Origin of the sequence: Photorhabdus noenieputensis (assembly GCF_018448935.1) — a bacterium.
Taxonomy (GTDB): domain Bacteria; phylum Pseudomonadota; class Gammaproteobacteria; order Enterobacterales; family Enterobacteriaceae; genus Photorhabdus; species Photorhabdus noenieputensis.
In genome coordinates this window covers 36452-63086 of sequence record NZ_RCWC01000020.1, presented here as the reverse complement: position 1 = coordinate 63086, position 26635 = coordinate 36452, and the positions used below count along the sequence as shown (strand labels likewise).

The window sequence follows — 26635 nt, the reverse complement described above, 5'->3', positions numbered from 1 at the left end:
TAATAGCAATTGTGGTTAATAGCAATATTGCAGATACCGACAGAGTAGATATGAGTTGAATATATTTAAATAAGAGATGGCGATTTTAACAATGAAAATGTTAATTCCGGTGATAAGTTGTCGTTTAGAGCGACCGCCTATTTATCATCGTGTAAATCAAAGTATTTTTATTTCTCTGGTGCTATCAAAGTGCCCGGTGAAATTGCGCCTTTCTCTGGTTTTCTGTCGGATGGTGCTGGCGTTTCTGACTGGATGGAGTGCTCAGGCGCTAGCGCGTGACTATTTTGACCCGGCCTTATTGGACTTTGGTTCGAATTCAGGGCAAGCGGTGGATTTATCACAGTTTGAAACCGCCGGAGGTCAGGCACCGGGGACTTATCGTGTTGATATTTACGTGAATGGCACTTTTTTTGATTCACGGGATATTACGTTCCAGCGTCATGGCGACAGCGAGCTGGTCCCGGTGCTTACTCCAGATTTGTTAGATACCGCCGGTGTCAATATCAGCGACACGCCGGCACTGAAAACCTTGCCGGCGGATAAGCCGATAGAGAATCCGTTAGGTAAATATATTCCTCAGGCTACGGCCCGCCTGAACTTTTCCCAGATGCGGTTAAATTTGAGTATACCCCAAATAGCGATGAAGCCTGCAACCAATGGTCAGGTTGATCCGAAGTTATGGCAAGAGGGCATCCCGGCTTTCATATTGAACTACAACATTAATGGCAGCCAGAATCAACGCTCGCAATTTGGTAATAAACAGACTAATCAGAGTCTGTTCGGTAGCTTCAACTCTGGATTGAATCTCGGGGCCTGGCGTCTTCGTAACACGGCGACTTATTCTTATAGTACCCAAACTTATAACCGGTATGACTCACTCAATGACGCCATGAAAAAAACCACTCAATCCCGGCAACGATGGAACTTCCTGCAAACCTATTTGCAGCGGGATGTGGTGGCGTTACGCAGTGATCTGACGATAGGGGATACTTCGACCGGCAGTGTGGCGGGGCAGGTATTTGATGGTTTCCCCTATCGTGGGATTGGGCTGGCCACCAGCGATTCGATGATACCGGGTAGGCAGAGTGGTTTTGCGCCGATTATCAGTGGGATAGCTAAATCGAATGCTCAGGTGACGGTGACACAGAATGGCAGTGTGATTTATCAAACTAATGTCGCGCCAGGGCCATTTCGTATCACAGATTTGGTGGGGAGCAGTACCGGCGGGGATTTACAGGTAACGATAACCGAGGCTGATGGTACTCATCATGGGTTCAGTCAGGCTTATTCTAGCCTGCCGATGATGTTGCGGCAGGGGCAATTCAAGTACGAAGCGGCGGCAGGGCGCTATCACACTAGTGGGTATAGTAGCGGCGGGCGTAAGCCAGTGTTTGGCATGGTCTCAATGATTTATGGTCTGCCCGGCAACGTCACATTATATGGTGGGGGTTTGGTAGCACAATCGTACCAGTCCGCGGCGCTGGGGACCGGGCTTTCCCTTGGTATGATGGGAGCGTTATCTGCGGATATCACCACTTCTCGGGCGCGGTTGAAAAATATGGCGGATATTCAGCGCGGAGAATCTTACCGGGCTAAGTATTCGAAAAGTATGCTGACCTCCGGCACGACGGTGGATTTAACCGCATACCGCTATTCCACCCGTAATTACCTCAGTTTTTCCGATGTTAATACCCAAGGTTACAGTGTTTGGGGGGAGCTTCCCTCTTGGATGTCTCAGCGACGTCGTAGCAGTTGGCAAATGAGATTGAGCCAGTCATTGCCGGGTAACTATTCCCTGTGGCTCAGTGGTCAGCGGGATAACTACTGGGGCAGTTCTAAAACTAACACCACCCTGTCGATGGGATTGAATGGTTCTTTCTACCGTGTGGGCTGGGGGCTTAATTACAGCATCGATCGCATACGCGGCAACGGCGACTGGCCTGAGAACCGACAAGTTTCGTTGAACGTCAACATTCCTCTGAGTCTGTTTGGCTCCTATGCGGCTCTGAACAATGCGTATGCCAACTATAGCTTATTCCACGATAGCACGGGGCGCAGCAGTAACCAGTTAGGTTTGGGCGGTTCATTGCTGGATGACAATAGTCTGTCCTGGAGTGTATCGCAAAGTCAGGCTAATAAAGGGCAGGGAAATAGCGGGTCAGTATCAATGGGATACAGTGGTTCCCTTGGGCAGGCTAACCTGGGATACAACTACGATTCATCGGGAGGGCGAGGTGTGAACTACGGGATTAGTGGCGGATTGATCGCCCATCAGCATGGCGTCACGTTGGCATCGCGTATTGGTGATGCGGCGGTATTAGTGCGGACATCGGGGGTTGGCGGTATTCGTGTGATGAACTCCAGCTCGATTTCGACTAATCGTTGGGGATATGCGGTTGTGCCTTATGCCCAGACGTACAGCCGTAATAGTATCAGTTTAGATCCGTCATCGTTGCCGGAAGGGGCTGATATGGCACAGGGTAGCAAGAACGTATTCCCGACCAAAGGGGCGGTTGTGATGGTGGATTACCCTGTACGTATCGGGCAGCAATTGCTGATGAATTTGCTCTATCACGGTAAGCCAGTACCGTTTGGGGCAATGGCGGGGCTTAAAGGGGATACAGCAACAAATCTGGCGGCGATCGTCGGGGAAGGAGGACAGGTGTACCTAAGTGGCATGCCTCCCAACGGGGTACTCAAAGTGAAGTGGGGCAGCGCACCAGACAGTCAGTGCGAGGTGGTGTTTAACCTAGGGCCACCGCCGGTAAAAGCGAAGCAAGATAAGAGCTGGAGCCCAATGAGGCAGTTGAACGAAACCTGCCGTTAAGATGGGGCAAGGTTAAGATGAGGTGGTGTTGTGGGTCTGCACAGATAACCTGATGTGGAGAACCATCGTTATTAGAGGAAGAGGAACCGCTGAAAGGTGGATGTAATCTGGCCGGGATGGGGGGAGATCAACGAATGAAAATTTCTAATATGGCAACTGGGAAGTTACTCCCGGTTGGGCAGCCGATGAATACGAAGAAGATGTTTATTAACAAGCTAAAACAGGATATTGGTTGGATGGTGGTTCGTTGTCGTGAGTGGCCGATATGGGCGGCAATGATATGCCTATCCGTAAGTACCTTCTCTTCTCCCTCAGTGTTTGCTGATCAGTTTCGAAATTGGAACGCTGATGCAGCCTTGAAAGCCTTGGGGCCTGAGCGGACGGTAAAGCGGAGTGATGGAGTAATCAATTATCCGGCAGAGGGTAAAGCGACTTTAGATCTGTTTCAAATTCATAGTATGAGGGATATGGTGCCTCGTACAACTTCGTATGATCAGGAAGATCTGGATAAGGTCCGGTTCCAGCTCAGAGCACGTGGGGAAATCTTTAAAGTCCCGAGACTAGTCTCAGGCAGTTACGAATGTACAATTATGGCCAAAACTAAATATTCTAAATGGCTTCCAGATGATGAACCTTCAAAAGGAACAGCTATTCAACACCTTACGGTGAATCTTGATAAGCCATATCCCAATGAAAATCTTTCCGAATCAGTACAGCTCCAGCCGGAACACCCTAATAATCAAGGTGATTGGGATCGAGCACATGAAAGAATAAGTGACCTCTATTTTGATGTGTCTTGCCGAGGGGTAAATTTTTCATGGCAGCGAAATCCTGATGAAAAAGTCGAATTCAATCGTGACGATAACTCACCAATTTTGAGTGTCCTAATTGATGGAGAAGAGCTTATGTCGTGGTCCAAACCAACTCTTCCGCCTATCAAAGACCCGGTGACAGTACTGGAGCCGCCGGTTTGCGGTTTAAATGCTGGCGACCCTCATGCTGTTGTGTGGGTAGCGGATATGGGAGAGGTTCTCCGGTCGCTTGGGCCATATCCGGCACAGCTCCCAATAGATGGATTCAGCAGCGGGTATAGTGCAGGGTTTCGTATGAACATTACATGCACGGTGAGCGATAAGAGCAGTGCCGGAGGAGTGGCCACTTTGCAGTTTTCCGCCCCACAGCTAGCTGATAATAATGAAAGTATCGTAGTACCTGGCTTCGATGACGCGTTGAGAATAAAAGTGACTCCGAACGAGATAGGTGGGAATACTAAGCTGGCGGCGTCAAACGCGATGGATAGGCCAGTAAAATTTGGTCCTCCAACTAACCCGGCGGATGTTCTGTACTTTACTGTGGGTGATACGCCAAACACCTATTTATCTGAAAACAAATTTTATGTGGAACTTTGGCAAGTAAAGAAGTTAGATCCTAGTACTTCTGGTGAATTTCAGGCCACCATGAACGCAACGTTAGTCGTACGATAACGCCTACGATGGCAGGGTATTTAAATATGGCATGGTGGCTTTAGCCGCCTAAGTGCTTCATCTCAATAAATCACACTATTTCATTTCTCATGTGGTAACAGATCGACCAGTTAGTCACCAGGGGAGAGTAAAATGACAATCAATGTTAATGATTCAATGGCGCTTCAAATGAGCGGCAGTCAGGCTGATTTGCTCGGAAGTCAGACTATTACTGGCAAGCAAAGTAATCATGGGGATTTTCGTCTGCCTGTCTGTTTGTCTCATTTGAATGATACACCGTTGTACATGGCGGTCGCGTATTGGGGATTATTGAAGGGTCGCGGATTTACCAAAAGTGAAATCAGTCAGGTGTTTCGGGTGTCAGAACGCCGGGCAAGGGATGTGATGAATTATATCTACAATGAGCGGCGTGATGTGATTTCCTGTGAAAAAGTCTTTTTTCGTGAAAAACATGGCAGTCGGCGTCTGATGTTGATTGTTACGGCAGTGGTTAAACCTATGCCCCAGAGGAACCCGATACTGGTAACAAAAACAGTGAAGTCGGCGCGTTCCCTGACATCATCACGGATTCATCATATGCGCACTTGGTTTTTGCAACGCGCTTGCGGTCCGTTTATTTCTTAAAGGGTATGACACAGGTGGTTGTCTGGCGGGATGTGATGGAGGATGAGTTTTTATCGATTCTGTGGGTAGTGCCTTATGGGATGCTGATAAGCCGAGTGGTATTGGTTATCAGCATCGTACTGTTTACTGTCTGTGGGTTGCTATTGGGCAACAAAGTTCGCTACTCTCGCTATCCCCGTATGCTGTTGGCGTATTGGTGCAGGACGTGGATTTTGCCACTATTGTTTATTGCTATTGGGCTGGTGTTAATGTTTGGTGTGGATGGTGAGGGATGGTTAGGCCGCATACTCGATAAGCTTGATTCAGTATTGATGGGTCTATTCCTTGAACATCAGCATGATGTGTCGCCAGCGCTCTATCCGGCGACGTCATTCGATAGTGGTCTCTTGTGGGGTGGCGGTGGATAGCGCTGTTGGCTGTTCACCTGCGGATCTGCGCGGGCTGCCCGGTGTAGAAAACAATAATCAAAACAGTACCTAAAAAGAATTTATCCGGTTTAGTTTCTGTTACGGCTGACTCGCATCACATCCGGCATGATGCGGATTTTGCGCATAATATTCGCTAACTGGATGCGGTCCTTGGTGGTCAGCCGGATAAAAGCGCAGTAAACACGCCCATCTTTCTCTTCTGTATTCATGCTCTGAATATTGGAGTTTGCCGCGTTAATCGCGGCCGTCAGATTTGCCAGCGCCCCTTGATGGTTAAACATATCCACTTTTATTTCAGCAATAAAATCACTGTTGACTTCTTTATCCCACTCTACCGCCATAAATTTCTCCGGCTCTTTCTGATAGCCGCGAATATTACGACAGGATTCATGGTGGATAACCAACCCTTTGCCGGGGCTGATATGGGCGATAATCGGGTCGCCGGGGATGGGACGGCAGCATTTGGCAAAAGTAATGAGCACACCGTCAGCGCCTTTGATCGGTAATTTACGCGCTCTGTTGTTATTACTACTGGTGCTTGCACTGCTCTCCTGTGCGCCTAGCAGGTTGCGGGCGACGACGATACTCATGGTATTGCCAAGTCCGATTTCAGCCAGCAGATCCTCTATTGTCGCGAGTTTCATTCTCGTCAACTCTTTATTGATATTTTCCTGTGGAATATCAACCAGCTTTTTCCCACTGCCCAGCGCGTGATTTAGCAGGCGGCGACCTAGCCCAATCGAATCTTCCCGCTTAAGGTTTTTTAGCAATTGGCGAATTTTGGCGCGCGCTTTTGAACTAACGACAAAGTTCAGCCAGGCTGCGTTTGGCCGAGCGCCCGGCGCGGTAATAATCTCAACCGTCTGGCCGTTGGTCAGCGATTGAGAGAGTGGATATGGCTGGCGATCAACTCGCGAACCAACACAGGCATGACCAATATCGGTGTGTACGGCGTAAGCAAAGTCAACCGGGGTAGCGCCTGCGGGGAGTTCCACAATGCGCCCTTTCGGGGTAAAAACATAAATCTCATCAGGAAACAGATCAGATTTAACGCTTTCTATAAATTCAAAAGAGTTGCCGGCACTTTGCTGTAATTCCAGCAGACTCTGCATCCAGCGTTGTGCGCGAACTTGCGCGGCGGTACTGGATTCCCCTTGTTCTTTGTAAGCCCAGTGTGCCGCAACGCCCATTTCAGCCATTTGATCCATATCTTCGGTGCGAATCTGGACTTCAACCGGTACACCGTGAGGGCCAATCAGGGAAGTATGCAAGGATTGATAGCCGTTGGCTTTAGGGATAGCAATGTAATCTTTGACTCTGCCTGGACGGGGTTTATACAGGCTGTGCATCTGCCCCAAAACTCGATAACAGATATCAACATTGTTAACGATGACCCGAAAAGCATAGATATCCATAATGGAATGGAAGCGCTGCTCTTTGAGGTGCATTTTCCGGTAGATAGAATAGAGATGTTTTTCCCTGCCGCTGACTTTGCACTTAATATTGGCTTCGGCCAGTCTGCCGGCAATTTCAGACAGAATTTTCTGGATCATCTCTTTACGGTTGCCACGGGCCGCTTTTACCACCTCTTTGATAACCCGGTAGCGGTTAGGGTGGAGAGCTTCAAACCCCAGTTCTTCTAACTCGGTTTTCAGGTGGTGAATACCCAGACGATGCGCTAAGGGGCTGTAAATCTCTAACGTTTCCCGGGCGATACGACGGCGCTTATCTGGACGTAACGCTCCGAGAGTACGCATATTATGGGTACGGTCTGCTAGTTTGATCAAAATGACGCGAATATCTTGCACCATCGCCATGATCATTTTGCGGAAGTTTTCCGCCTGCGCCTCTTTTTTATCGCGGAAATTGAGCTTATCAAGCTTGGAAACTCCCTCGACTAACCCGGCGACCACCGGGCCGAAAGGTTGGGCGATATCCTGAAAGGTGGCGGGCGTGTCTTCAATAACATCATGCAACAAAGCGGCCATCAGTGTTTCATGGTCGAGACGCATTTCGGCCAGAATACAGGCAACCGCGACAGGGTGCGTAATGTAGGGTTCGCCACTGGTGCGGGTTTGCCCGTCATGGGCATCCCGCGCAACAGTGTAAGCCTGCTTGAGGAGTTCAATTTGACTCCCAGGCAGATATTTTTGGATAAGCAGATTCAGGCTTTCGAACAGATACAAGGCAGACCTACCGTAGATTAACGACGACTTTCCGCGATAGCGGAAACCGCCTGCATCTCTGCGGCTTCCTGCTCTTGTTGTTCCTGGCGCTCACGGACATCCAGGATCTTACCGTTAATCAGCCCCTCTTCCACTTCACGCAGAGCGATAACCGTCACTTTATCGTTCTCTTCCGCCACCAGCGGGTCTTTACCGCCTGTTTGCAGTTGACGCGCTCGACGAGCGGCGACCAACACTAGGTCAAAACGGTTACCAATTTTTTCTACAGCGTCTTGAACAGTTACGCGTGCCATATGTGTGCGACTCCACAGGTAAAGAAATGACTGGGCATAATACTGAAATTGGGTTCAGTCTGCCAATAATTTGCTGATTAAAGCATCATGCCGTTGTGCCTGGCGCTCCCGATGCAGGCGTTCTGAACGGATGATGGTGTGCAGATCGGCCAATGCAGTATTGAAATCATCATTAACGATTAAATAATCATACTCGTTATAGTGAACCATTTCTGCAACGGCCTGCTCCATACGTTTTTCAATAACGTCTTCACTGTCCTGCCCTCGGCCACGCAGACGGCGACAAAGCTCTTCCTTCGACGGCGGCAGGATAAAAATGCTGCGGGCAGATGGCATTTGTTTGCGGATCTGCTGTGCTCCTTGCCAATCGATATCAAGAAAAACATCAACCCCACTGGCAAGGGTTTCTTCAATCACTTTCCGGGATGTACCGTAATAATTATCAAAAACACGAGCATGTTCCAGAAATTCATTATTATCGATCATCTGGCGAAAGGCTTCTTCGGTGATAAAAAAATAGTGTTCACCATGATTCTCACCGGGGCGCATTGCACGTGTGGTATGGGAGACAGAAACCTGAGTATCATACAAAGGTTGAGTTTTTAATAAAGCCTGAATCAGACTTGATTTACCCGCCCCGCTTGGCGCAGAGACAATATATAACGTGCCTTGGATCATGATGGTGTCTTGGTTGATTGGATAACAATAACAATGAAGCAGAATAAAATTCTTTTACAGTATACACGTACCTGCTTATATGTGTCGCGTTGCCGATGCATTTCTGCCGAAATTTTGTTGGCGAAGAATTGCTAATGGGTATTTTGTATCGTTAGGGGGAGTTCTTTGCTTAGAATTTTGCTCTATGAGTTATCACAACTGTTGTTAAATGAAACAAAAATGTTGTATTTATTGTTTTATGTGCCATGATTGCTTGGTCGAGAAGGAGACATGAATGAAATACAGTGAGTTCCGCCGATGGCTAATTTCTCAAGGGGTTCTAATCGAGAAGGCTAGGGGTGGAGGAAGCCACCGAAAGGTATCTATAAATGGTAAATCGTTGGTTTTCCCCGATCATGGCTCCAAAGAGATCCCTGAACCATTGAGGAAGAAAATAATGAAGGATCTGGGGCTTTAAGTTCCGGTTATCTATCTTAAAGAGAGGTATTATGTTTAATTATCCGATAAAACTAGAATATGACGAAGAGACAGGAAGCTATGTGGCTAGTTGTCGTGATCTTCCCTTATTCAACTCAGTAGGTGACTCAGTTGATGAAGCTCTTCTCGAATCTATTGATGGGTTGGTTACGGCTATTGCTATAGAAATTGACAAACGTCGGCCTATATCTGAAGCATCCCTGTTGGAGGCAGGTGAATATGTTGTCAGTCTCCCTATTCTCGTCGCAATGAAAGTGGCATTGCATAATGCAATGATAGAGACAGGAACACGCAAAGCCGATCTTGCTCGACGATTAGGGCAAAAGGGGCCACAGATTGATCGGCTTCTTGATGTTGAACATTCATCAAAGGTTGAAGTTGTTGAATTGGCTTTGCATCAGTTAAATAGAAAGTTAGATATAGCGGTTAATACTACATTACATCATTAAATAAAATATCACATAAATTGAGATATTTTGCGAATGAAAGTAATCGAAAGAGTAACATGAACAAGTAAGCGGATAATATGATTAAGTGTGAATGAATTAGAAAATCGGTATAATAACTGGAATTAAATATTATGATATTTCAGATTAATGGCAGATAAGATGAATTATAACTCAGTATAATTATCTGTATTGATTGGATATTCAACCGGGGATTGCTCCCCGGCTGTTTTATTAATGATCTTTATTGATTATTGCTATCTGCTTTTCTCTTCCAGGGGGGGTTATCTTGGGAGACTGGCTTCTTCGAGTTAGCACTTTCCGCACTAGTAGGTCTCAGGACGGCCGGGTCTTTAAACTTATCATTTGGATTATCGTCTGGTGGCGTCCAGAAAGCGACATTATGAATCCAATGGCAGTTGTCTTGCATCTCAATTGACGGCACTCCATTTTCCCACTCACTTTCCCACTCAAATTTCTCTTCGGGTTTACGTTCCCATGAAAATCCGGCTCCACGGCAGGTTGCTGTGTAAACCAGGTCTGTTATGCTGGATTCCATAACGTTTTGGTCTCCCTGGAACCTGTGGATCTTATGATTTACAACGGCAGCATCCGTATAAAGGTCTACTGTGGCTTTGCCGGGCGCGCCATCTTTACGTTTGGCAACCATCTTGCAGTAATACTTACCTGTGATCACATGTGGAACCCTGAAGATTCTGTTTTGTGCTCTAACCCAAAACATGCCGTCTTTTAACATCAAATCTCCGGTCGGCGTTGGAAACTCATGATCGACTACTGTTGGAAAGGCAAGCGTTAAGTTAGTGGCCCCCCTTGCTGGGTAATGAACCGGCTTACCTTGGTTGTCTTTCCCATTGATGACTGGTTGGCCGAGAGCTTTGAATATGTATTCTGCTCTCCAAGGGGGAGTAGCAGGGTATATTGGGTCTGGTGTTGGTTGTTTACTGGGGCATTCAGGCGCGGCTAATACCGAGGTGGAAAAAAGCGCCCCGATAGACGCGCACATTACCCATGCCGACCAGCGGCGATTTCGGCCAATATTCTGCTTTACTCTGTTGATGAACGTTTTTTCAGTATTCATCGGAGACTCTGACGGGGATTGTTCCCCGATTGGCATGTTAAAAATTTTCATTCTCTGCGATAACCCTGTCCCGGCCAGATTGCATTGGCCTTTTAAGGGTCCTCCTTCTTTAAATGATTATTTTCTGCATCGGGTTACCCGTGCAGGCCGTTATTACAGATTGCATTCATATAAGGGTATTGCTGGAACTTATGTTTGAGGCGAAATCGTCTTGATTCATATTACGCTCCTAAATTTAAGGTTGTATTGGATTGACCTTTTTTACCCACAGGGGAGCCTATACCGTAAATCTGAATCCCTTGTGGATTACGCTGATTTTCTATTGCGACTAACAAGACATAAATAAGTTTAGCAACTCTTTAAAAAAAAGATAATAGAAAAAGCAAAAGATTAAAAAAATGTGATAACGAAAAGTTATCAGTTGATAACTGTAGGTTAACGCTAAAGTTGATTGTTGGTGGTGGTTGCTAAGATTGTTTTTCACAAATAAATGATAAGAGTGAAAATAATGAGATTTAAATAGAAGAATTTAATGGGGATTTACATCTTTATGGCTATTATTACGTGAACGAGTAACTTAATTAACTAATAACCTATTGCCGAGTCGAAAATAAGATGTTGTTAAGTTATTTTCGTAATTTACGTTCTATATGATTTATAAAGTATCAGTTATTTTGGGGTTTTTAATATTTATTTTTAAAACGGTTGCGTAAAGTTATTGTTTTTTTAATCTTTATTTGGCAGTTGATTTTGCTAATAACAGCGGGCGGGTGGGATGATATTTTAAATGGAATAAGCGATGGGCTGAACCGAGTGTTATGGCTCAGCCTTGGTTTTAGTAACAATTATTGCGTGCTCAACTGGGAATTACTCCCCGGCTGTTTTGTTGACGATTTTTATTTATTGCTGCTATCCGTACCAGTAGGTCTCATGACGGCAGGGTCTTTAAACCGATCATTCGGATTGTCGCTTGGTGGTGTCCAGAAAGCAACATCATGAGCCCAATTGCACAGGTCTTGCATTTTAATTGACAGTGCTGGGTTGTCCCATACACTTTCCCATTCAAATTTCTCTTCGGGTTTACGTTCCCATGAAAATCCAGTCCCTTTGCAGGCCGCTGTGTAAATCAGGTCTGTCACGCTAGATTGCAGAACGTTTTTGTCTCCCTGGAACCTGTGGATGATCTGATTTGCAACGACAGCATCCGTATAAAGGTCTACTGTGGCTTTGCCGGGCGCGCCATCTTTACGCTTGGCAGTCATCTTACAGTAATACTTACCTGTGATCACATGCGGAACCTTGAAGATTCCGTTTGGTGCTTTAACCCAAAACAGGCTCTCTTTTAACTTTAAATCTCCGGTCGGCGTTGGAAACTCATGATTGACTACTGGCGGAAAGACATTCGGTAAGTTAGTGTACCCACTTGCTCTTGTTGGGTAATGAACCGGCTGACCTTTGTTGTCTTTCCCATTGATGATTGGCTGCCCGAGGGCTCTGAATATGAGTTCTGCGTTCCAGGGCGGGCTAGCAGGGTATACTGGGTCTGGTGTTGGTTGTTTACTGGGGCATTCAGGCGCGGCTAATACCGAAGTGGAAAAAAGCGCCCCGATGGACACGCACATTATCCATACCGGCCACCGTCGATTTCGGCCAACATTCTGCTTGACGCTGTTGATGAACGTTTTTTCAGTATTCATCGGATGCTCTGACGGGGATTGTTCCCCGATTGGCATGTTAAAAATTTTCATTCTCTGTGATAACCCTGTCCCGGCCAGATTGCATTGGCCTTTTAAGGGCCCTCCTTCTTTAAATGATTATTTTCTGCATCGGGTTACCCGCGCAGGCCGTTATTACAGATTGCATTTATATAAGAGTATTGCTGGAACTTATGTTTGAGGAGAAATCGTCTTGATTCATATTGTGCTCCTAAATTTAAGGTTGTATTGGATTGACCTTTTTTACCCACAGGGGAGCTATACCGCAAAACTGAATCCCTTGCAGATTACGCTGATTTTCTATTGCGACTAACAAGACATAAATAAGTTTAGCAACTCTTTAAGAAAAAGATAATAGAAAAACAAAAAATTAACAGAATGTGATAATAAAAGATTATCAGTCTATAACTATTGGTTAACTCTAAAGTTGATTGTTGGTGGCTTTTCATAGGTAAATGATAAGAGTGATAGTAATGAGATTTAGACAGAAGGATTTAGAGGGGATATACATCTTTATGGCTATTATTACTTGAATGAGTAACTTAATTAACTAACAATTAATTGTCAGGCAGGAAATAAAAAATTGTTAAGTTGTTGTCGTAATTTTTGCTCTACATAGTTTATAAATAATTAGTTGTTTTGAGATTTTTAATATTTATTTTTCAAACTATTTCGTAAAGTTATTGTCTTTTGAACTTTATTTGTCAGTTGATATTGGTAATAACAGCGGGCGAATGAGTTGATATTTCAAATGGAATAAACGATAGGCTGAACCGAGGTATTGTGGTTCAGCCTTGGTTTTCGTGTTTTTTAGTGATTCATAATACCAATCGGCTAATCATCATATTCGCTATGTACTATATTGTCACCCAGATCCAAAAGGTCCCAGGCTAATCTTTGGCCATTCGCCCGTAAAACGGTGAATGCGCTGCTGGATGCACTTAGGCTGATGATATCTTGTAGTTGGGTTATTCCAGGTGGTATCTGGATATTAAGCTCTTTGAACCCCCAAGCGACCACGCTACGATTTGCTCGTAGAGCTGCGAAAGCATAATTACCTCGATTCACGGAATCATCAATATCAGTAGTTTTCAAGCTGACGATATCCTTTAATTTAGCAATCTCGGGTGGGACACTAATAAGACCCCAGGAGACCACACTGCGGTCTGCCCGTAGAGCTATAAATGTGTTCCTTGATGAGTATAGGCTGACGATATCTTTTAATACGGCAATTTCGGGTGGAACCTGACCACCAGAGCCCGGGTCCCCCCAGGCGACGACACTGCGATCGGTACGCAAAGCGGCGAAAGCACCATTTGTTGCACTTAAGCTGACAATATCTCGTAATGCGGCAATTTCTGGTGGGACTTGGCCGCCATAGTTTTGATGCCCCCAAGCGACCACGCTACGGTTTGCCCGCAGGGCGGCTACAGCATAGGTTGTTACATCCAGGTGGATAATATCCTGCCATTTTGCAATTTCAGGAGGTATGGGATACCCGGGCCAAGTGACTACGCTGAGATCTGCTCGCCGGGCGATAAAAATATTATTTATTGAACTTAGACTAATAATATCCTCTAACTTTTTAATGTCTGGCGGGACCGGGACTTTTCCCCAAGCGACCACCCTACCGTTTGCCCTAAGGGCGGTAAAGGTATCATTTGTAAAGCTATATTGTGCAACTACTTTGTACTTGCCACGGTTGTCATCTCCGCAATAGGCTTGATTACGGTCTGGCCACCAGGCTGCACAGACACTATCCGAAATGTTATGTATTGAACTTATGCTTATAATGTCCTTTAATTCAGCAATTTCTGCTGGTAATTTGCCGCCATATTTCTGATCTCCCCAAGCGACTACACTACCGTCTGCCCGTAGGGCAGCGAAAGCATAATTTGTTGAACTCAGGCTGACAATATCCTGTAATTTGGCAATTTCTGGCGGTATAGAGCCGCCATACTTCTCATCTCCCCAAGCGACCACGCTACGGTCTGCCCGCAGGGCTGCGAATGCATAGCCTGTTGAACTCAGGCTGACGATATCTTGTAATTTGGCAATTTCTGACGGTATAGAGCCGCCACCGCTCTCATCTCCCCAGGCGACCATTCTGCCATTGGTTAATAACATGGCGGTTGCGGTGTAAGTGGAGGTGATGGAGACCTTGTTGTCTTTCCCATTGATTATTGGTTGCCCGAGAGATTTGAATATGTATTCTGCGTCCCCTAGGTCTGGTGTTGGTTTACTGGGGTATTCAGTAGCAGCCAATACTGAGGTGAAAAAAAGCGCCCCTATAGATACGCACATTACCCATGCCGACCACCGGCGATTTCGGCTAACATTCTGCTTCACTCTATTGATGAACGTTTTTTCAGTATTCATCGGATGCTCTGGCGGGGATTGTTCCCCGGTTGGCATATTAAAAATTTTCATTCTCTGTGATAACCCTGTCCCGGCCAGATTACATTGGCCTTTTAAGGGCACTCCTTTTTTAAATGATTATTTTCTGCATCGGGTTACCCGTGCAGGCCGTTATTACAGGTTGCATTCATATAAGAGTATTGCTGGAACTCATGTTTGAGGAGAAATCGTTTTGATGCATATTACCCTCCTAATGATGGTGATATCGGATTGACCTTTTTACCTACATTACCCACATGGGAATCTATGCCATAAAACTTATCCTTTGCGGGTTAAGCTGATTTAATACTAGCCATTCGTTGATGAGTAAGATAATAGAGAGAGGTTATCGGCTAATAACTATAGGTTAATACTAAATTGATTTTTTGGTAGTTGGTTTTGGATTATTTTTTATCGATAAGTGATGAAGGTTAAAATTATGAGGCTTGAACGACGGAATTTAGAGGAAATGTACATCTTTATGGCTATTGATTAATACATGAATATGTAACTTACTTTACTAAGTATTAATTGTAAAAAAAGAGTAAAAATTACCAGAGTGGTTGCCGTAATATTCGTTCTGCTCTGTTTATGAAATTGCCGGTTATTTTGAGGTTTTTACTATTTGTTTTTCAAACTGTTTTGGGGAGTTATTTCATGTTGATATTTATTTGAAAATTGATTTTGGTCATTTGTCTGCAAGACTGTAATTTAGCTAGAGCCATTGGCTTTCATTCTAGCTTCATTATTATATCCCCTTACATAGAGCTGTTTTCTTGGCGGTAAATAGTGTTTTAGCCTCCCCATAAGGAACGTTGGGGCGGGGATCGTCGATGGCGGCCTGCACCTGCTTACGGAACCATGCATTATAGGTAGCAGATTCATGTACCCGTTTCAGTGCTTCCGCACAGTCTGGTCGATTTAGTGTGGAGTCATCAATTTTTTCTGTGACCATAAATGTCTTCTTGGTTATTTATATGCAAATATTTAGAGTAGCATATGCATTTAATTATTAATTGCAATGCAAGAAATAGTTAAAATACCCGAAGATGCTTTTCTATATCGTTTGGATTAAATTGTTTTAAAACCAAAATGCAGTTCACAATTGCAAGCTTTGGCGTAGTTCAATAGTGTTTTAAGTGTTGGGTTTCCGTTTCCTTTTTCAAGCCTGGAAATATTCGCTTCTTTTGTTCCCATACGCTGTGCAACTTGGTTTTGCGTTAGACCAGCAGCATGCCGCATGCGTAATAGAGTATTAATTAGCTCGAATTCTGGTTCTAGCGCATCATACTCAGCTTTTACATCTGGGTTAGCTAATGCTTTGGATTTTAGAGACTTTAAGCTACTCATTTTGTAACCTCTTTCATTCGTTCATAAGCGAGATCAAGATCCTTTTTAGATATCTTCTGGTTTTTCTTAATAAATGCATGAAGGACAATGATGTTTGAATCTTGTAGATAGCAAAACAATCCGCGTCCAATACCTTCTTGTGCTTTGGCTCGAATCTTGAATAGACCTTTTCCCATTGACTTAGTGCGCGGCTCTCCAAGATTAGCACCATATTCTTCAATGAGTTCAAGCAGTTTTAGCATACGAGCCTGAATTCTGGGTGGCATATTGAGGATCGCATCCTCGACACCATCATAGAGCTCAATGTTCCAGTTCATATTAAATATCGATCCTCTAACTTATCTTATATGATAAGTTTGTGAGGTGTCAAACCTCTGTTTTCGATGAAAACTACAAGTGGCGGAGATTGTTGATAGCAGTCCTGAATCAGATATTAAATACATCAGGTTTTCACCATGATATCCACGCTATGCAATATATAAAAAAGTTCGCTGTCTGGGATTTCAGGAAGTTATTCCTTCGAACCGCTTCGCAAAGTTATTATTTCTGCCTTGGACAGCATCTCTTTATCCTCTATTTTGCCGTTATGCATGGATAGCCAGGGAGCAACGGATGCTTAATTTATTGATATTATTTCTGTTTATTGTTTTCAGTACATCGATAGTTGCGGCTGAGACATTGAAGACAGAGAAAGATTGTCCTGCATGGTCGCAGGATAAATTGCAACGTGAAACACAAAGCTTGATGCAACAGATGGCTCGATGGGATCAACTTTATCGTCAGAAAGGGATCAGCGAGATCGATGATGAAGTTTATGATCAATTAATGGCGGAGCTAATTCATTGGCAACTCTGCCTGAAACAAGCACCTCATTCAGATTTTCCTGTGGCAGTTTTTCCCGATAATAAGCTGGCTCATCCGGTTGCTCATACTGGATTAAGTAAACTGAAAGACGAACGGGAAATTAACCGATGGTTGCACGGCAGATTACCTGTCTGGTTACAGCCAAAGATTGATGGTGTGGCGGTAACATTGGTGTACCAGCAAGGGAAATTAGTTTCATTAATCAGCCGAGGTAATGGCTCTGAAGGCATAGATTGGACAGCGAAAAGCCAATATATCGCCGATATTCCCCAAGAGATAGAAAATGCACCGCCTTATATGGTACCGCCTTATATGGTATTGCAAGGGGAGCTTTTTCTACATAAGGACGGGCATATACAGCAATCTTCTGGTAGTGATGGCGCTCGTAATCGTGTTGCGGGTTTAATGATGCGCAAAGAACATTCGCCAGAATTAAAGCAAGTCGGTGTGTTTATCTGGAGCTGGCCGGATGGGCCTGTTGATATGGAAAATAAATTGCGAAAACTGGCGAGTATGGGCTTTCCATTAGCGCTGCGCTACAGCCATAAAATAGAGAAGCCAGAACAGGTACAGAAACTGCGGATGCATTATTTTGAACAACCTATGCCTTTTGCCACAGATGGTGTCGTGCTGAAACAGGAAATTGAACCTAAGGGGAATCAATGGCGGTCTGGCTCCAACAGTTGGGCTGTGGCATGGAAACACCCTTTACGCCATCAGGTCACACAAGTCAGGGAAGTGAGTTTTACTATTGGCAGAACGGGCAAAATCTCCGTTGTGCTTGGGCTGGATAAGGTAAAACTGGATGACCGACAAGTCAGCCGAGTCAATATTGGTTCTGTTCGTCGCTGGCAACAGTTGGATGTGTTACCGGGGGATCGGGTGACTCTCACGCTGGCAGGTCATGGTATTCCGAAATTAGCTCAGGTGGTGTGGCGGATCAAAGAGCGTCAGAATATTCAACCGCCAGATAAGCAGCGTTATCATGTGCTGAGTTGCCTGACGTTAACCGCGGGTTGCGAACAACAGTTTAATGCGCGACTAAAATGGCTTGGTGAAAGTTTGCAAATGACAGGTGTCAGTAGCGGTAGTTGGGCAATGTTGACCGAACAGAAGCTGGTCACTGATTTGACCGGTTGGTTGGCGCTTTCAGTTCAACAAATTGCGGCCTTACCGGGAATTGGAGATAAACGGGCGCAGGCTATTTATTCACAATTCAGCAAGGCAAAAAATCAGCCTTTTTCCTATTGGATCAAAGGGATTGGAGTGCCTTATATGGATAAGCTATCTGACGATGTTGATCACTGGCAGCAATTGGAGCAGAAATTAGCCGGAGCACAGTTAAAACAGCAATTCACTCGCGGGCAATTGAAAAAGTTGTCTGATTTTGTCAATGACACGCAGATTAAAGCAATCGCAGAGAAACTGTCAGTGGCAGGAATCAAGGGGTTTGATCGGGAAAACGGGGTTGGGCCGAACCCCGTTGGTATGACTCAGTGATCAGAATGTTCATAATTAAAGACAGGTAAGCCAAGGCGGTAGCGAATAGCAACCAATCTTGCTGTCAGACCTGCGATTAGGGTAATCAGAACAATGCCATCCTGCGGTAATGGCGTGTGTTGTAACCCGATGTATAGCCAGGCGGCGGAAAAAGAGACACCGGCATAAATCTCTTTCTGGAAAACCAACGGAATGGTGTTACATAGCATATCGCGTAACACGCCACCGAAAACACCGGTGATAACCGCTGCGATGGAGGCGATTATTGGGCCATAGTTCATATCCAAGGCAATTTGTGCGCCGAGAATGGAGAAAACAATCAAGCCAATGGCATCAAGGATAAGAAACAGACGGCGTAAATGCTTCATCATGGGGGCAACCCAAGTGGTTATCACGGCGGCACAGGCAACGGTGACAATATATTCAGGGTGTTTAACCCAACCGAGAGGGTAATGCCCCAGAAGAATATCCCGCACGGAACCGCCACCAATGGCGGTGACAGAAGCAATAATAATCACGCCGAACATATCCATTTTACGGCGGCCCGCAGCTAAAGCTCCGGTCATCGCTTCGGCAGTGATACCAATGATATAAAGAACACTCAGTAACATAGATTATTCGATGTGCATAACGTAAAAAGGTAAGAGTAATGTCGAAGTGGTAAAGTCTCGACTGAAATTTTTTAGTTCCATCCATTTCGGATTAATATTATTTATCCGAAAAAACCTGATATAAGGATAATAAAATGGCCTTTCAGGAACGGCAAATCACGTTTGATAATCGTAGCCACCAGCTTACCAATATTAATGTCTGGACACCAGACAGCCAGTGGTTAGTTTATGATGTTCGTCCTCATGGCGCTTCTTTTACTGGTTTAACGATAGAAAAAATTCATGTACATAGTGGTAAAACAGAAATTATCTATCAGGCTAAAGAGGGGGCGCATGTTGGCGTGGTGACAGTCAGCCCAACAGAACCTGTCCGTTATGCGTTTATTCATGGGCCTGAATTTCCAGATGAGCAATGGCATTACGATTTTCATCACCGGCGAGGGGTGATTGTCAGTGAAGATTTACCGGGAAAAGCGGTCACCTTGGATGCGATGGATATTACTTCCCCTTATACACTGGGAGCACTGCGCGGTGGCAGTCACGTTCATGTATTCAGCCCGGATGGCAGTCGTTTGAGTTTTACTTATAACGACCATGTTATGCATGAGCTTGATCCAGCGTTGGATTTACGCAATATCGCTGTTGCTGTGCCCCTCAAATCAGTTAAACCACCTAAACACCATCCTCGTGAATATGATGGCAGCTATTTCTCCGTTGTCGTCAGTAGTACTACTTTTCAGCCGCAGCCGGGCAGTGATGAGATTAATCGTGCTTATGAAGAGTGTTGGATAGGTCAAGCAGGATATCGTAAAGCGGATGGAAATTGGCAGCGTTGGGCGCTGGCATTTATTGGCGATACTATTTCTGCAACAGGGGAAAAAGTACCGGAAGTCTATATCGTTGATCTGCCTGAACAGGATGCTGATTATGCCGTGGCAGGGGAAAAACCGTTGCAAGGTACGGAAACGACATTACCTGCACCGCCTGCTAATATCATGCAGCGTCGTCTGACATTGACCAGTCATAGGCGTTGGCCGGGGGTAGTGAATAATCCACGCCATTGGTTGCGGGCTTCACCGGATGGTGAGCAAATTGGTTTTCTGATGAAAGATGACAATGGCATTGTGCAACTGTGGACAATATCGCCAAATGGCGGTGAGCCTCGTCAAATAACGCAGAGCCATTGTGACATTCAGTCCGCTTTTAGTTGGGAAAACAGAGGGCAGTTTGTTGCTTTCATTTGTGATAACAGCGTGATGTTGTGTGATGTAAACAATGGTCAAATGCAGCGTTTAACGAAGCGTACAGAGAAAGCGCCTGCCGCGGATGCGGTTGTGATTTCACCGGATAACCATCATGTTGCCTTTATACGTGAAGTTAATGGCTATATGCAAATTTTCCTGGTGGAAACAGGACTGAAATAAGTATATTTGCCGCCAGTTCACTGCCTTTTCCTGCTGGTGGCAATAAATAAATCGAAACGGATTATCGATTAATTGTTTTTGGTTTGACTTTGTGCTTTTTCTATTTTTTCAATTCGCTCTTTTGGTGAATTTGCTGATTGATCTTCGTCAGATTTTATATAGTCATAAGGTAATAACAGAGTATCTAATAGCGCGGAAAAAGGTAGATCAATCGCGAGTAGTGGTTTTATTACCCAACCTGTATCTTGGTCTTTTAACATTTCAATGTCAGTTTTAGTTCCGGGATAATAACCGCGGCCAGGCCCTGAATGTGTCATGATGCTGGTACACCCGCTGATTAACAGCCATCCTAATGTGACGCAAAATAGAATTAGTTTATTACTCTTCATCGGTTCTATCGATCTCGTATGGCTAAGCCGCTGAAATAGTTCGCCCTTGAGTGAGTTTGTTGGGTGATCTTTATTTCCCCAAATTTCTCCAAATCCCTTAACGAAGGGTTTTGACATCAATCACTATAATCACGTCACGCAACGTTGACCATAGCATTGAGATCAAAAAGTCGTGAATTTTTTATGTAACAGGATTTTTTTCTGTTTTTTAATTAATAAAAAATAATGTGAGTTATTATAATGATTCGAATAGTCTATAAATTAAATAATTCTTAAGGCTGAAACGATGCGGCTAATGAGATCGTCTGAGATGATCACTATTCCAGATCACATAGTGATATCAATAGAAGTGCGCTTTTACTTTGACTGCCAGTAAACGCACAAAAACCCGCCTATTCAAGGCATTGGATTTAGAAATTTCTGGTTGAATAGAGGCTGCTTAAGGAGAGTAGGCAAACAAGGAGCGTTTCTTTCCCTTCTTATGCACAAAGCATTCTACAAATTCTGAAAATAATTATGTAAAGTCCTCGTTGTCATTTAGCTCCTGCATTTCCGAGCAGGAGCTTTTTTACTTTTTTTACTATTGATTTCAGATGATCTTAGGTGATTTCAGGCTGCTTGCTGATGTGCTAATTTAATTTCTTCCGCCAGAATCGCAATCCCTTTGGCAATACTTTCCGGATCAGGGACATAATTCATACGCATGCATTCATGAGTATGCGGCCAGTCTTGTTCCAGTCCGGGGAAGAAATAGTGACCTGGAACCATTAACACACCACGCTTTTTCAGTCTTTGATAAAGCATTTCTGTGGTTATCGGCAAATTTTTAAACCACAGCCACAGAAAAATGGCACCTTCTGGTTTATGGATAAGGCAAAGTTCTGTCGGCAGATAACGACGGATAATCTGAATCACGTCCTGAACCCGTTGTTGATAGAATGGGCGGATAATTTCTTGTGACAAACGAAGCAAGTCATTACGACGGATCATTTCCAATGCCATTGAGGGGCCCACACCGCCCGGCGCAAGGCTGATGATGCCATTCATATTACTGACGGCATTGATGATTTTCTCGTTAGCGATGATGATTCCGCAGCGTGAACCCGGCAAGCCTAATTTGGATAAACTCATGCACAGAATAATATTGGGATTCCACAATGGTGTAGCTTCACTAAAAATAATACCTGGGAATGGCACGCCATAAGCATTATCAATGAGTAATGGAATCTGGTGTTGTTGAGCCAGATAATCTAACCGTTGTAATTCTTCATCAGTGATAACGTTACCCGTTGGGTTGGTTGGGCGAGAAACACAGATCAGGCCAATATCTTCGGTAATATTTAGATGGTCAAAATCAACATGATATTTGAATTGGCCTTCTGGCAATAATTCAATATTGGGTTTATTGGCAACAAATAAGCCTTCATCTAGCCCTGAATCAGAATAACCAATATATTCCGGTGCTAGTGGAAATAGCACCTTGCGGACAGAGCCATCTTCTCCGCGTCCAGCCAGCAGGTTAAATAGATAGAAGAACGCACTTTGGCTGCCATTGGTCAGGGCAATATTTTGTGTACCAATCTCCCAACCCAATTTTTCGCGCAACATCTCTGCTAATGCTTGAATCAAGGTATCCTTTCCTTGAGGTCCATCATAGTTGCATAGCGTGTCAGTGAGTTGGCCGTTGGCGACCATCTCTGTCAGTAGTTGCTGAAAATAGTCATCCATTTCCGGGATATGTGCCGGGTTGCCACCGCCAAGCATAATTGCACCGGGCGTCCTCAACCCTTGATTAAGGTCATTCATCAGGCGGGTGATGCCTGCATCTTGTGTGAATTTGTTACCAAATTGAGAAAAAATCATAGCCACGTTCGTTGTCGGTGTGTTGTTAGGAATAAGAATAAGAGACATAACACCATACTCCGCGCACTATTGGGGTGCAATCTGGAAAGTTATGACTATTAGTTATTTAATATTGCGTTTAATTTAGCATTTAAAATAAAGAACTGAATGTTTGGTTAATATCCAGCTTTATTATTCATTTTAATCTTAAGTGCGATAGTAATTCACTGAATTTATTTTCTACATAAACAGTTTATTATATGGTCATTGACCAAACCGGTAGCTTGCATAAATGCATAGCAAGTGGTGCTGCCAATGAATTTGAATCCCCTCTTTTTCAGCGCTTGCGATAACGCCTCTGAAATCTCTGTTTTTACCGGTACCTCAGTGATCGTTTCCCACTGATTAATAATGGGGTTGTCATCGACGAAGCGCCAGATAAAAGTGCTGAATTCCTCTCCTTGCTGCTGCATCTTAAGATAGGCTCGTGCATTGTTAATAATAGCGTTAATTTTGGTGCGGTTACGGATAATAGTGGGATCAAGCATCAGCCGTTCTACATCGTTTTCATCCATGACAGCAATTTTGGCCGGATCAAACTGATGAAAACATTTACGATAACCTTCGCGTTTTTTCAGAATAGTCAGCCATGATAGCCCAGATTGTTGCCCTTCCAGGCAGATCATTTCAAACAACTTTTGGCTATCTTTTAGCGGCTTTCCCCATTCATTGTCATGATAAGCCAGATATTCCGGATCAGAGGTAACCCAATGGCAGCGTGTTAATTCCATACGTGTTAATTCCATAATCGTTATTTTCGGTATCAGTGGTTGGTCATTGACAGTACCTTAACTGTATAGATATACAAGTAAAATAACCAAATTGAGATTTTTTTATTTCAAGGCGAAATTAAGAGCGAATTCAGGGCTGTATATCTTAAAGTCAAAGGGTATACTGACCAGCTTCCTTTCAAATTCATATGTATCGCGTGCGGATCTAACATGCAAAAGTTTGATACCAAGACCTTTCAGGGGCTGATCCTGACATTACAGGATTATTGGGCGCGCCAGGGCTGTACCATTGTCCAACCACTGGACATGGAAGTCGGTGCGGGTACTTCTCATCCAATAACTTGCTTGCGTGCACTTGGCCCCGAGCCAATTGCCGCCGCTTATGTGCAACCTTCCCGTCGTCCGACAGATGGCCGTTATGGTGAAAACCCTAACCGTTTACAACATTACTATCAGTTTCAAGTCATTATTAAACCATCCCCAGACAATATTCAGGAGCTATATCTGGGCTCTCTGAAAGAGCTAGGATTAGATCCAACAGTTCATGACATCCGTTTTGTTGAAGATAACTGGGAAAACCCAACGTTAGGCGCTTGGGGATTGGGTTGGGAAGTGTGGCTTAACGGGATGGAAGTGACTCAGTTTACTTACTTCCAACAGGTAGGCGGCCTTGAGTGTAAGCCTGTCACTGGTGAGATTACTTACGGTCTTGAACGTCTGGCAATGTATATCCAAGGCGTAGACAGTGTTTACGATCTGGTTTGGAGCGATGGTCCTCTGGGTAGAACCACCTATGGCGATATTTACCACCAAAATGAAGTGGAACAATCCACCTATAACTTTGAACATGCGGATGTCGATTTCCTGTTTACCTGCTTCGAACAATATGAAAAAGAGGCTCAGGACCTGCTGGCGTTAGAAACGCCGCTACCGTTGCCAGCTTATGAACGTATTCTCAAAGCGGGCCATACATTCAACTTGCTGGATGCCCGTAAAGCTATCTCGGTGACTGAACGTCAGCGTTATATCCTGCGTATCCGTACCCTGACCAAAGCTGTTGCCGAAGCTTATTATGCCTCCCGCGAGGCGTTAGGCTTCCCTATGTGTAACAAGAATCAGAACTAAGAGGCTGTCATGACTCAACAGACTTTCCTGGTGGAAATCGGCACAGAAGAGTTGCCGCCGAAGGCTCTTCGTTCATTAGCTGAAGCATTTGCTGCTAATTTTGCGGCGGAATTGGATAACGCGAATTTGGCGTATGGTGAAGTGAGTTGGTTTGCCGCGCCGCGCCGTTTGGCACTGAAAGTTGCTAATCTGGATAAGGCTCAAGCTGATCGTGAAGTAGAAAAACGCGGTCCGGCGATTGCTCAAGCATTTGATGCTGAGGGTAAACCGACAAAAGCGGCGGAAGGTTGGGCTCGCGGTTGTGGTATCACGGCTGCTCAGGCTGAACGTTTAGTGACAGATAAAGGCGAATGGCTATTGTATCGCGCGCTGGTTAAGGGCCTCGGTGCAAAAGAGCTATTGGCGGGTATGGTCAATCAGGCGCTGAGTAAGTTGCCAATTCCTAAACTGATGCGTTGGAGCGATAAAGAGACTCAGTTTGTTCGACCGGTTCATACCGTTACCATGTTGTTTGGCGATGAACTGATTGAAGGCGAAATTCTGGGTATTAAATCCGCACGTGTTATTCGTGGTCACCACTTTATGGGTGAATCTGAGTTTACGATTGATGACGCGGAACAATATCCAGCGATTTTGCAGCAACGCGGTAAAGTGATTGCAGATTATACAATCCGTAAGGCACTCATTAAGCAAGATGTAGAACAGGCCGCGATTAAGTTGGGTGGCGTTGCTGATATCAGTGACAGCCTGCTGGAAGAAGTCACTTCATTGGTTGAATGGCCGGTTGTGCTGACGGCGAAATTTGAAGAGAAATTCCTTGCTGTGCCGTCAGAAGCGTTGGTTTACACCATGAAAGGTGACCAAAAATACTTCCCGGTTTACGATAGTGCCGGCAAGCTGATGGCGAACTTTATTTTTGTTGCCAACATTGAATCTTCTGATCCACAGCAAATCATTGACGGTAACGAAAAGGTGGTCCGTCCACGCTTGGCTGACGCGGAATTCTTCTTTAAGACGGATCGTAAACAGCGTCTGGAAGATAATTTACCTCGTCTGGAGACGGTTTTGTTCCAGAAACAACTTGGTACTTTGCGTGATAAAACGGATCGTATTCAGGCGTTGGCCGGTTGGATTGCAGAAAAAATCGGCGCTGATGTAAATCATGCTACCCGTGCTGGTTTATTGTCTAAATGTGACTTGATGACCAACATGGTATTTGAGTTCACTGATACACAAGGTGTGATGGGAATGCATTACGCCCGTCATGATGGTGAAGCAGAGGATGTTGCTCTGGCATTGAATGAGCAATATCAGCCGCGTTTTGCGGGGGACGAACTGCCTTCTACTGGCGTTTCTTGTGCGTTAGCGATTGCTGACAAAATGGATACTCTGGCGGGTATTTTTGGTATTGGTCAGCATCCGAAAGGCGATAAAGATCCGTTTGCGTTGCGTCGTGCTGCGTTGGGTGCTCTGCGTATTATCGTTGAGAAAAAACTGCCGCTGGATTTGCAGACACTGACAGAAGAAGCGGTTCGCCTGTATGGCGACAAGCTAACGAATAGCAAGGTTACGGATGATGTGGTGGAGTTTATGCTTGGCCGTTTCCGTGCTTGGTATCAGGAGCAAGGTTACGGCGTTGATACCATTCAGGCAGTATTAGCACGTCGTCCGACGCAGCCTGCTGATTTCGATGCTCGTGTTAAAGCGGTGACTCACTTCCGTACACTGGATGAAGCCGCAGCGTTAGCCGCAGCGAATAAGCGTGTTTCTAACATTCTGGCGAAATCAGAAGAGACATTGAACGAGAAGGTAGATGTTTCCGCGCTGAAAGCGCCAGAAGAGGTGAAACTAGCAACACATCTGGTGGCTTTACAGGATAAGCTGGCACCTTTATTTGCTCAAGGATGCTATCAGGAAGCGTTGGTTGAGTTGGCATCTTTGCGTGAAGCTGTCGATGCTTTCTTTGACAATGTGATGGTGATGGATGAAGACTTACAGGTGCGAATAAATCGCTTAACCCTGTTAAGTGAATTGCGTGACCTATTCCTGAGAGTTGCTGATATTTCGTTACTGCAATAGTAATCT

At 44.9% G+C, this 26635-nt stretch carries 23 protein-coding genes; 10 read left to right on the top strand and 13 right to left on the bottom strand.

Going from position 1 to position 26635, the window contains the following annotated elements; genetic code table 11:
* Positions 1-91: 91 nt before the first annotated feature.
* From EAE91_RS14165 to EAE91_RS14150, 4 genes are all read left to right on the top strand, one after another.
* Positions 92-2827, top strand: coding sequence for a fimbria/pilus outer membrane usher protein (locus EAE91_RS14165; RefSeq protein ID WP_244868848.1), 2736 nt, complete (start codon positions 92-94; stop codon positions 2825-2827).
* Positions 2828-2961: 134 nt separating this feature from the next.
* Entirely contained in the window at positions 2962-4311 is a 1350-nt protein-coding gene (locus tag EAE91_RS14160; protein ID WP_214089058.1) for a hypothetical protein, read from the top strand.
* Between the two features lie 132 nt (positions 4312-4443).
* Positions 4444-4935: a CaiF/GrlA family transcriptional regulator gene (locus tag EAE91_RS14155; RefSeq protein WP_214089057.1), complete on the top strand. Its 492-nt coding sequence runs from the start codon at positions 4444-4446 to the stop codon at positions 4933-4935.
* A 14-nt stretch (positions 4936-4949) separates the two neighbouring features.
* Positions 4950-5342, top strand: a complete 393-nt coding sequence (locus EAE91_RS14150) for a hypothetical protein (RefSeq protein ID WP_214089056.1) — start codon at positions 4950-4952, stop codon at positions 5340-5342.
* A gap of 89 nt (positions 5343-5431) precedes the next feature.
* Here EAE91_RS14150 and spoT read toward each other — a convergent pair whose 3' ends face one another.
* Genes spoT through gmk form a run of 3 tightly spaced genes read right to left on the bottom strand, consistent with a single transcriptional unit; the run spans position 5432 to position 8520 of the window.
* Positions 5432-7549: a bifunctional GTP diphosphokinase/guanosine-3',5'-bis pyrophosphate 3'-pyrophosphohydrolase gene (gene spoT / locus EAE91_RS14145; protein WP_214089055.1), complete on the bottom strand. Its 2118-nt coding sequence runs from the start codon at positions 7547-7549 to the stop codon at positions 5432-5434.
* A 17-nt stretch (positions 7550-7566) separates the two neighbouring features.
* On the bottom strand, positions 7567-7842 hold the full coding sequence (rpoZ, locus tag EAE91_RS14140; RefSeq protein ID WP_011144672.1) for a DNA-directed RNA polymerase subunit omega: 276 nt from the start codon (positions 7840-7842) through the stop codon (positions 7567-7569).
* Positions 7843-7896: 54 nt separating this feature from the next.
* Complete coding sequence (gmk, locus tag EAE91_RS14135; RefSeq protein ID WP_036768293.1) at positions 7897-8520, bottom strand: guanylate kinase; 624 nt, start codon at positions 8518-8520, stop codon at positions 7897-7899.
* 274 nt (positions 8521-8794) lie between these two features.
* On the opposite strand from gmk, the gene EAE91_RS14130 reads away from it, so the two are divergent.
* Together EAE91_RS14130 and EAE91_RS14125 are read left to right on the top strand one after the other, a co-directional pair.
* Positions 8795-8977 (top strand): type II toxin-antitoxin system HicA family toxin, encoded by a 183-nt coding sequence (locus tag EAE91_RS14130; protein ID WP_214089054.1) that lies wholly within the window; start codon positions 8795-8797, stop codon positions 8975-8977.
* Between the two features lie 31 nt (positions 8978-9008).
* Positions 9009-9446 (top strand): type II toxin-antitoxin system HicB family antitoxin, encoded by a 438-nt coding sequence (locus tag EAE91_RS14125; protein WP_214089053.1) that lies wholly within the window; start codon positions 9009-9011, stop codon positions 9444-9446.
* Positions 9447-9687: 241 nt separating this feature from the next.
* On the opposite strand, the gene EAE91_RS14120 is transcribed toward EAE91_RS14125, so the two are convergent.
* The 6 genes from EAE91_RS14120 to EAE91_RS14095 all read right to left on the bottom strand — a co-directional run bounded on the left by EAE91_RS14120 (position 9688) and on the right by EAE91_RS14095 (position 16321).
* The gene (locus EAE91_RS14120) at positions 9688-10542 is read right to left on the bottom strand and encodes a hypothetical protein (protein ID WP_214089052.1); all 855 of its coding nucleotides are present in this window, start codon (positions 10540-10542) and stop codon (positions 9688-9690) included.
* 896 nt (positions 10543-11438) lie between these two features.
* Entirely contained in the window at positions 11439-12239 is an 801-nt protein-coding gene (locus EAE91_RS14115; protein WP_214089051.1) for a hypothetical protein, read from the bottom strand.
* Between the two features lie 852 nt (positions 12240-13091).
* A complete protein-coding gene (locus EAE91_RS24270; protein WP_244868847.1) occupies positions 13092-14687 on the bottom strand; it encodes an RCC1 domain-containing protein in 1596 nt (531 codons plus the stop codon).
* 715 nt (positions 14688-15402) lie between these two features.
* Positions 15403-15609 (bottom strand): antitoxin PaaA2 family protein, encoded by a 207-nt coding sequence (locus EAE91_RS14105; RefSeq protein ID WP_214089050.1) that lies wholly within the window; start codon positions 15607-15609, stop codon positions 15403-15405.
* A 116-nt stretch (positions 15610-15725) separates the two neighbouring features.
* Positions 15726-16004, bottom strand: coding sequence for a helix-turn-helix domain-containing protein (locus tag EAE91_RS14100; RefSeq protein ID WP_214052202.1), 279 nt, complete (start codon positions 16002-16004; stop codon positions 15726-15728).
* Positions 16001-16321 (bottom strand): type II toxin-antitoxin system RelE/ParE family toxin, encoded by a 321-nt coding sequence (locus EAE91_RS14095; RefSeq protein ID WP_214089049.1) that lies wholly within the window; start codon positions 16319-16321, stop codon positions 16001-16003. Before EAE91_RS14095 ends, EAE91_RS14100 begins: the two co-directional genes overlap by 4 nt.
* Positions 16322-16616: 295 nt before the next feature.
* Between EAE91_RS14095 and ligB the strand changes: the two genes are divergently transcribed.
* Entirely contained in the window at positions 16617-18368 is a 1752-nt protein-coding gene (gene ligB / locus EAE91_RS14090) for an NAD-dependent DNA ligase LigB (RefSeq protein WP_214089048.1), read from the top strand.
* On the opposite strand, the gene EAE91_RS14085 is transcribed toward ligB, so the two are convergent.
* On the bottom strand, positions 18362-18979 hold the full coding sequence (locus tag EAE91_RS14085) for a trimeric intracellular cation channel family protein (RefSeq protein ID WP_214089047.1): 618 nt from the start codon (positions 18977-18979) through the stop codon (positions 18362-18364). The two genes, ligB and EAE91_RS14085, sit on opposite strands and share 7 nt — an antisense overlap.
* Positions 18980-19113: 134 nt before the next feature.
* Between EAE91_RS14085 and EAE91_RS14080 the strand changes: the two genes are divergently transcribed.
* Complete coding sequence (locus EAE91_RS14080; RefSeq protein ID WP_214089046.1) at positions 19114-20403, top strand: YidR family protein; 1290 nt, start codon at positions 19114-19116, stop codon at positions 20401-20403.
* A 68-nt stretch (positions 20404-20471) separates the two neighbouring features.
* Here EAE91_RS14080 and EAE91_RS14075 read toward each other — a convergent pair whose 3' ends face one another.
* The 3 genes from EAE91_RS14075 to EAE91_RS14065 form a co-directional block, all read right to left on the bottom strand.
* Positions 20472-20792 carry a YceK/YidQ family lipoprotein gene (locus tag EAE91_RS14075; protein WP_214089078.1) on the bottom strand — a complete coding sequence of 107 codons (321 nt, stop codon included), beginning with the start codon at positions 20790-20792 and terminating at the stop codon, positions 20472-20474.
* 609 nt (positions 20793-21401) lie between these two features.
* A complete protein-coding gene (locus EAE91_RS14070; RefSeq protein WP_214089077.1) occupies positions 21402-22655 on the bottom strand; it encodes a valine--pyruvate transaminase in 1254 nt (417 codons plus the stop codon).
* Between the two features lie 212 nt (positions 22656-22867).
* Complete coding sequence (locus EAE91_RS14065) at positions 22868-23425, bottom strand: DNA-3-methyladenine glycosylase I (protein WP_214089045.1); 558 nt, start codon at positions 23423-23425, stop codon at positions 22868-22870.
* Positions 23426-23635: 210 nt separating this feature from the next.
* Between EAE91_RS14065 and glyQ the strand changes: the two genes are divergently transcribed.
* Together glyQ and glyS are read left to right on the top strand one after the other, a co-directional pair.
* Positions 23636-24550: a glycine--tRNA ligase subunit alpha gene (gene glyQ / locus EAE91_RS14060; protein ID WP_214089044.1), complete on the top strand. Its 915-nt coding sequence runs from the start codon at positions 23636-23638 to the stop codon at positions 24548-24550.
* A gap of 9 nt (positions 24551-24559) precedes the next feature.
* On the top strand, positions 24560-26629 hold the full coding sequence (gene glyS, locus EAE91_RS14055; protein WP_214089043.1) for a glycine--tRNA ligase subunit beta: 2070 nt from the start codon (positions 24560-24562) through the stop codon (positions 26627-26629).
* Positions 26630-26635 lie beyond the last annotated feature (6 nt).

Coding starts and splice junctions, on each gene's coding strand:
- EAE91_RS14130 (WP_214089054.1), top strand. CDS start 8,795: ATGAAATACAGTGAGTTCCGCCGATGGCTAATTTCTCAAGGGGTTCTA.
- EAE91_RS14105 (WP_214089050.1), bottom strand. CDS start 15,609: ATGGTCACAGAAAAAATTGATGACTCCACACTAAATCGACCAGACTGT.
- EAE91_RS14115 (WP_214089051.1), bottom strand. CDS start 12,239: ATGAATACTGAAAAAACGTTCATCAACAGCGTCAAGCAGAATGTTGGC.
- EAE91_RS14120 (WP_214089052.1), bottom strand. CDS start 10,542: ATGAATACTGAAAAAACGTTCATCAACAGAGTAAAGCAGAATATTGGC.
- EAE91_RS14160 (WP_214089058.1), top strand. CDS start 2,962: ATGAAAATTTCTAATATGGCAACTGGGAAGTTACTCCCGGTTGGGCAG.
- EAE91_RS24270 (WP_244868847.1), bottom strand. CDS start 14,687: ATGAAAATTTTTAATATGCCAACCGGGGAACAATCCCCGCCAGAGCAT.
- rpoZ (WP_011144672.1), bottom strand. CDS start 7,842: ATGGCACGCGTAACTGTTCAAGACGCTGTAGAAAAAATTGGTAACCGT.
- EAE91_RS14075 (WP_214089078.1), bottom strand. CDS start 20,792: ATGAAGAGTAATAAACTAATTCTATTTTGCGTCACATTAGGATGGCTG.
- gmk (WP_036768293.1), bottom strand. CDS start 8,520: ATGATCCAAGGCACGTTATATATTGTCTCTGCGCCAAGCGGGGCGGGT.
- EAE91_RS14085 (WP_214089047.1), bottom strand. CDS start 18,979: ATGTTACTGAGTGTTCTTTATATCATTGGTATCACTGCCGAAGCGATG.
- ligB (WP_214089048.1), top strand. CDS start 16,617: ATGCTTAATTTATTGATATTATTTCTGTTTATTGTTTTCAGTACATCG.
- EAE91_RS14065 (WP_214089045.1), bottom strand. CDS start 23,425: ATGGAATTAACACGCTGCCATTGGGTTACCTCTGATCCGGAATATCTG.
- EAE91_RS14125 (WP_214089053.1), top strand. CDS start 9,009: ATGTTTAATTATCCGATAAAACTAGAATATGACGAAGAGACAGGAAGC.
- EAE91_RS14165 (WP_244868848.1), top strand. CDS start 92: ATGAAAATGTTAATTCCGGTGATAAGTTGTCGTTTAGAGCGACCGCCT.
- EAE91_RS14100 (WP_214052202.1), bottom strand. CDS start 16,004: ATGAGTAGCTTAAAGTCTCTAAAATCCAAAGCATTAGCTAACCCAGAT.
- EAE91_RS14070 (WP_214089077.1), bottom strand. CDS start 22,655: ATGATTTTTTCTCAATTTGGTAACAAATTCACACAAGATGCAGGCATC.
- glyQ (WP_214089044.1), top strand. CDS start 23,636: ATGCAAAAGTTTGATACCAAGACCTTTCAGGGGCTGATCCTGACATTA.
- EAE91_RS14080 (WP_214089046.1), top strand. CDS start 19,114: ATGGCCTTTCAGGAACGGCAAATCACGTTTGATAATCGTAGCCACCAG.
- EAE91_RS14095 (WP_214089049.1), bottom strand. CDS start 16,321: ATGAACTGGAACATTGAGCTCTATGATGGTGTCGAGGATGCGATCCTC.
- glyS (WP_214089043.1), top strand. CDS start 24,560: ATGACTCAACAGACTTTCCTGGTGGAAATCGGCACAGAAGAGTTGCCG.
- EAE91_RS14155 (WP_214089057.1), top strand. CDS start 4,444: ATGACAATCAATGTTAATGATTCAATGGCGCTTCAAATGAGCGGCAGT.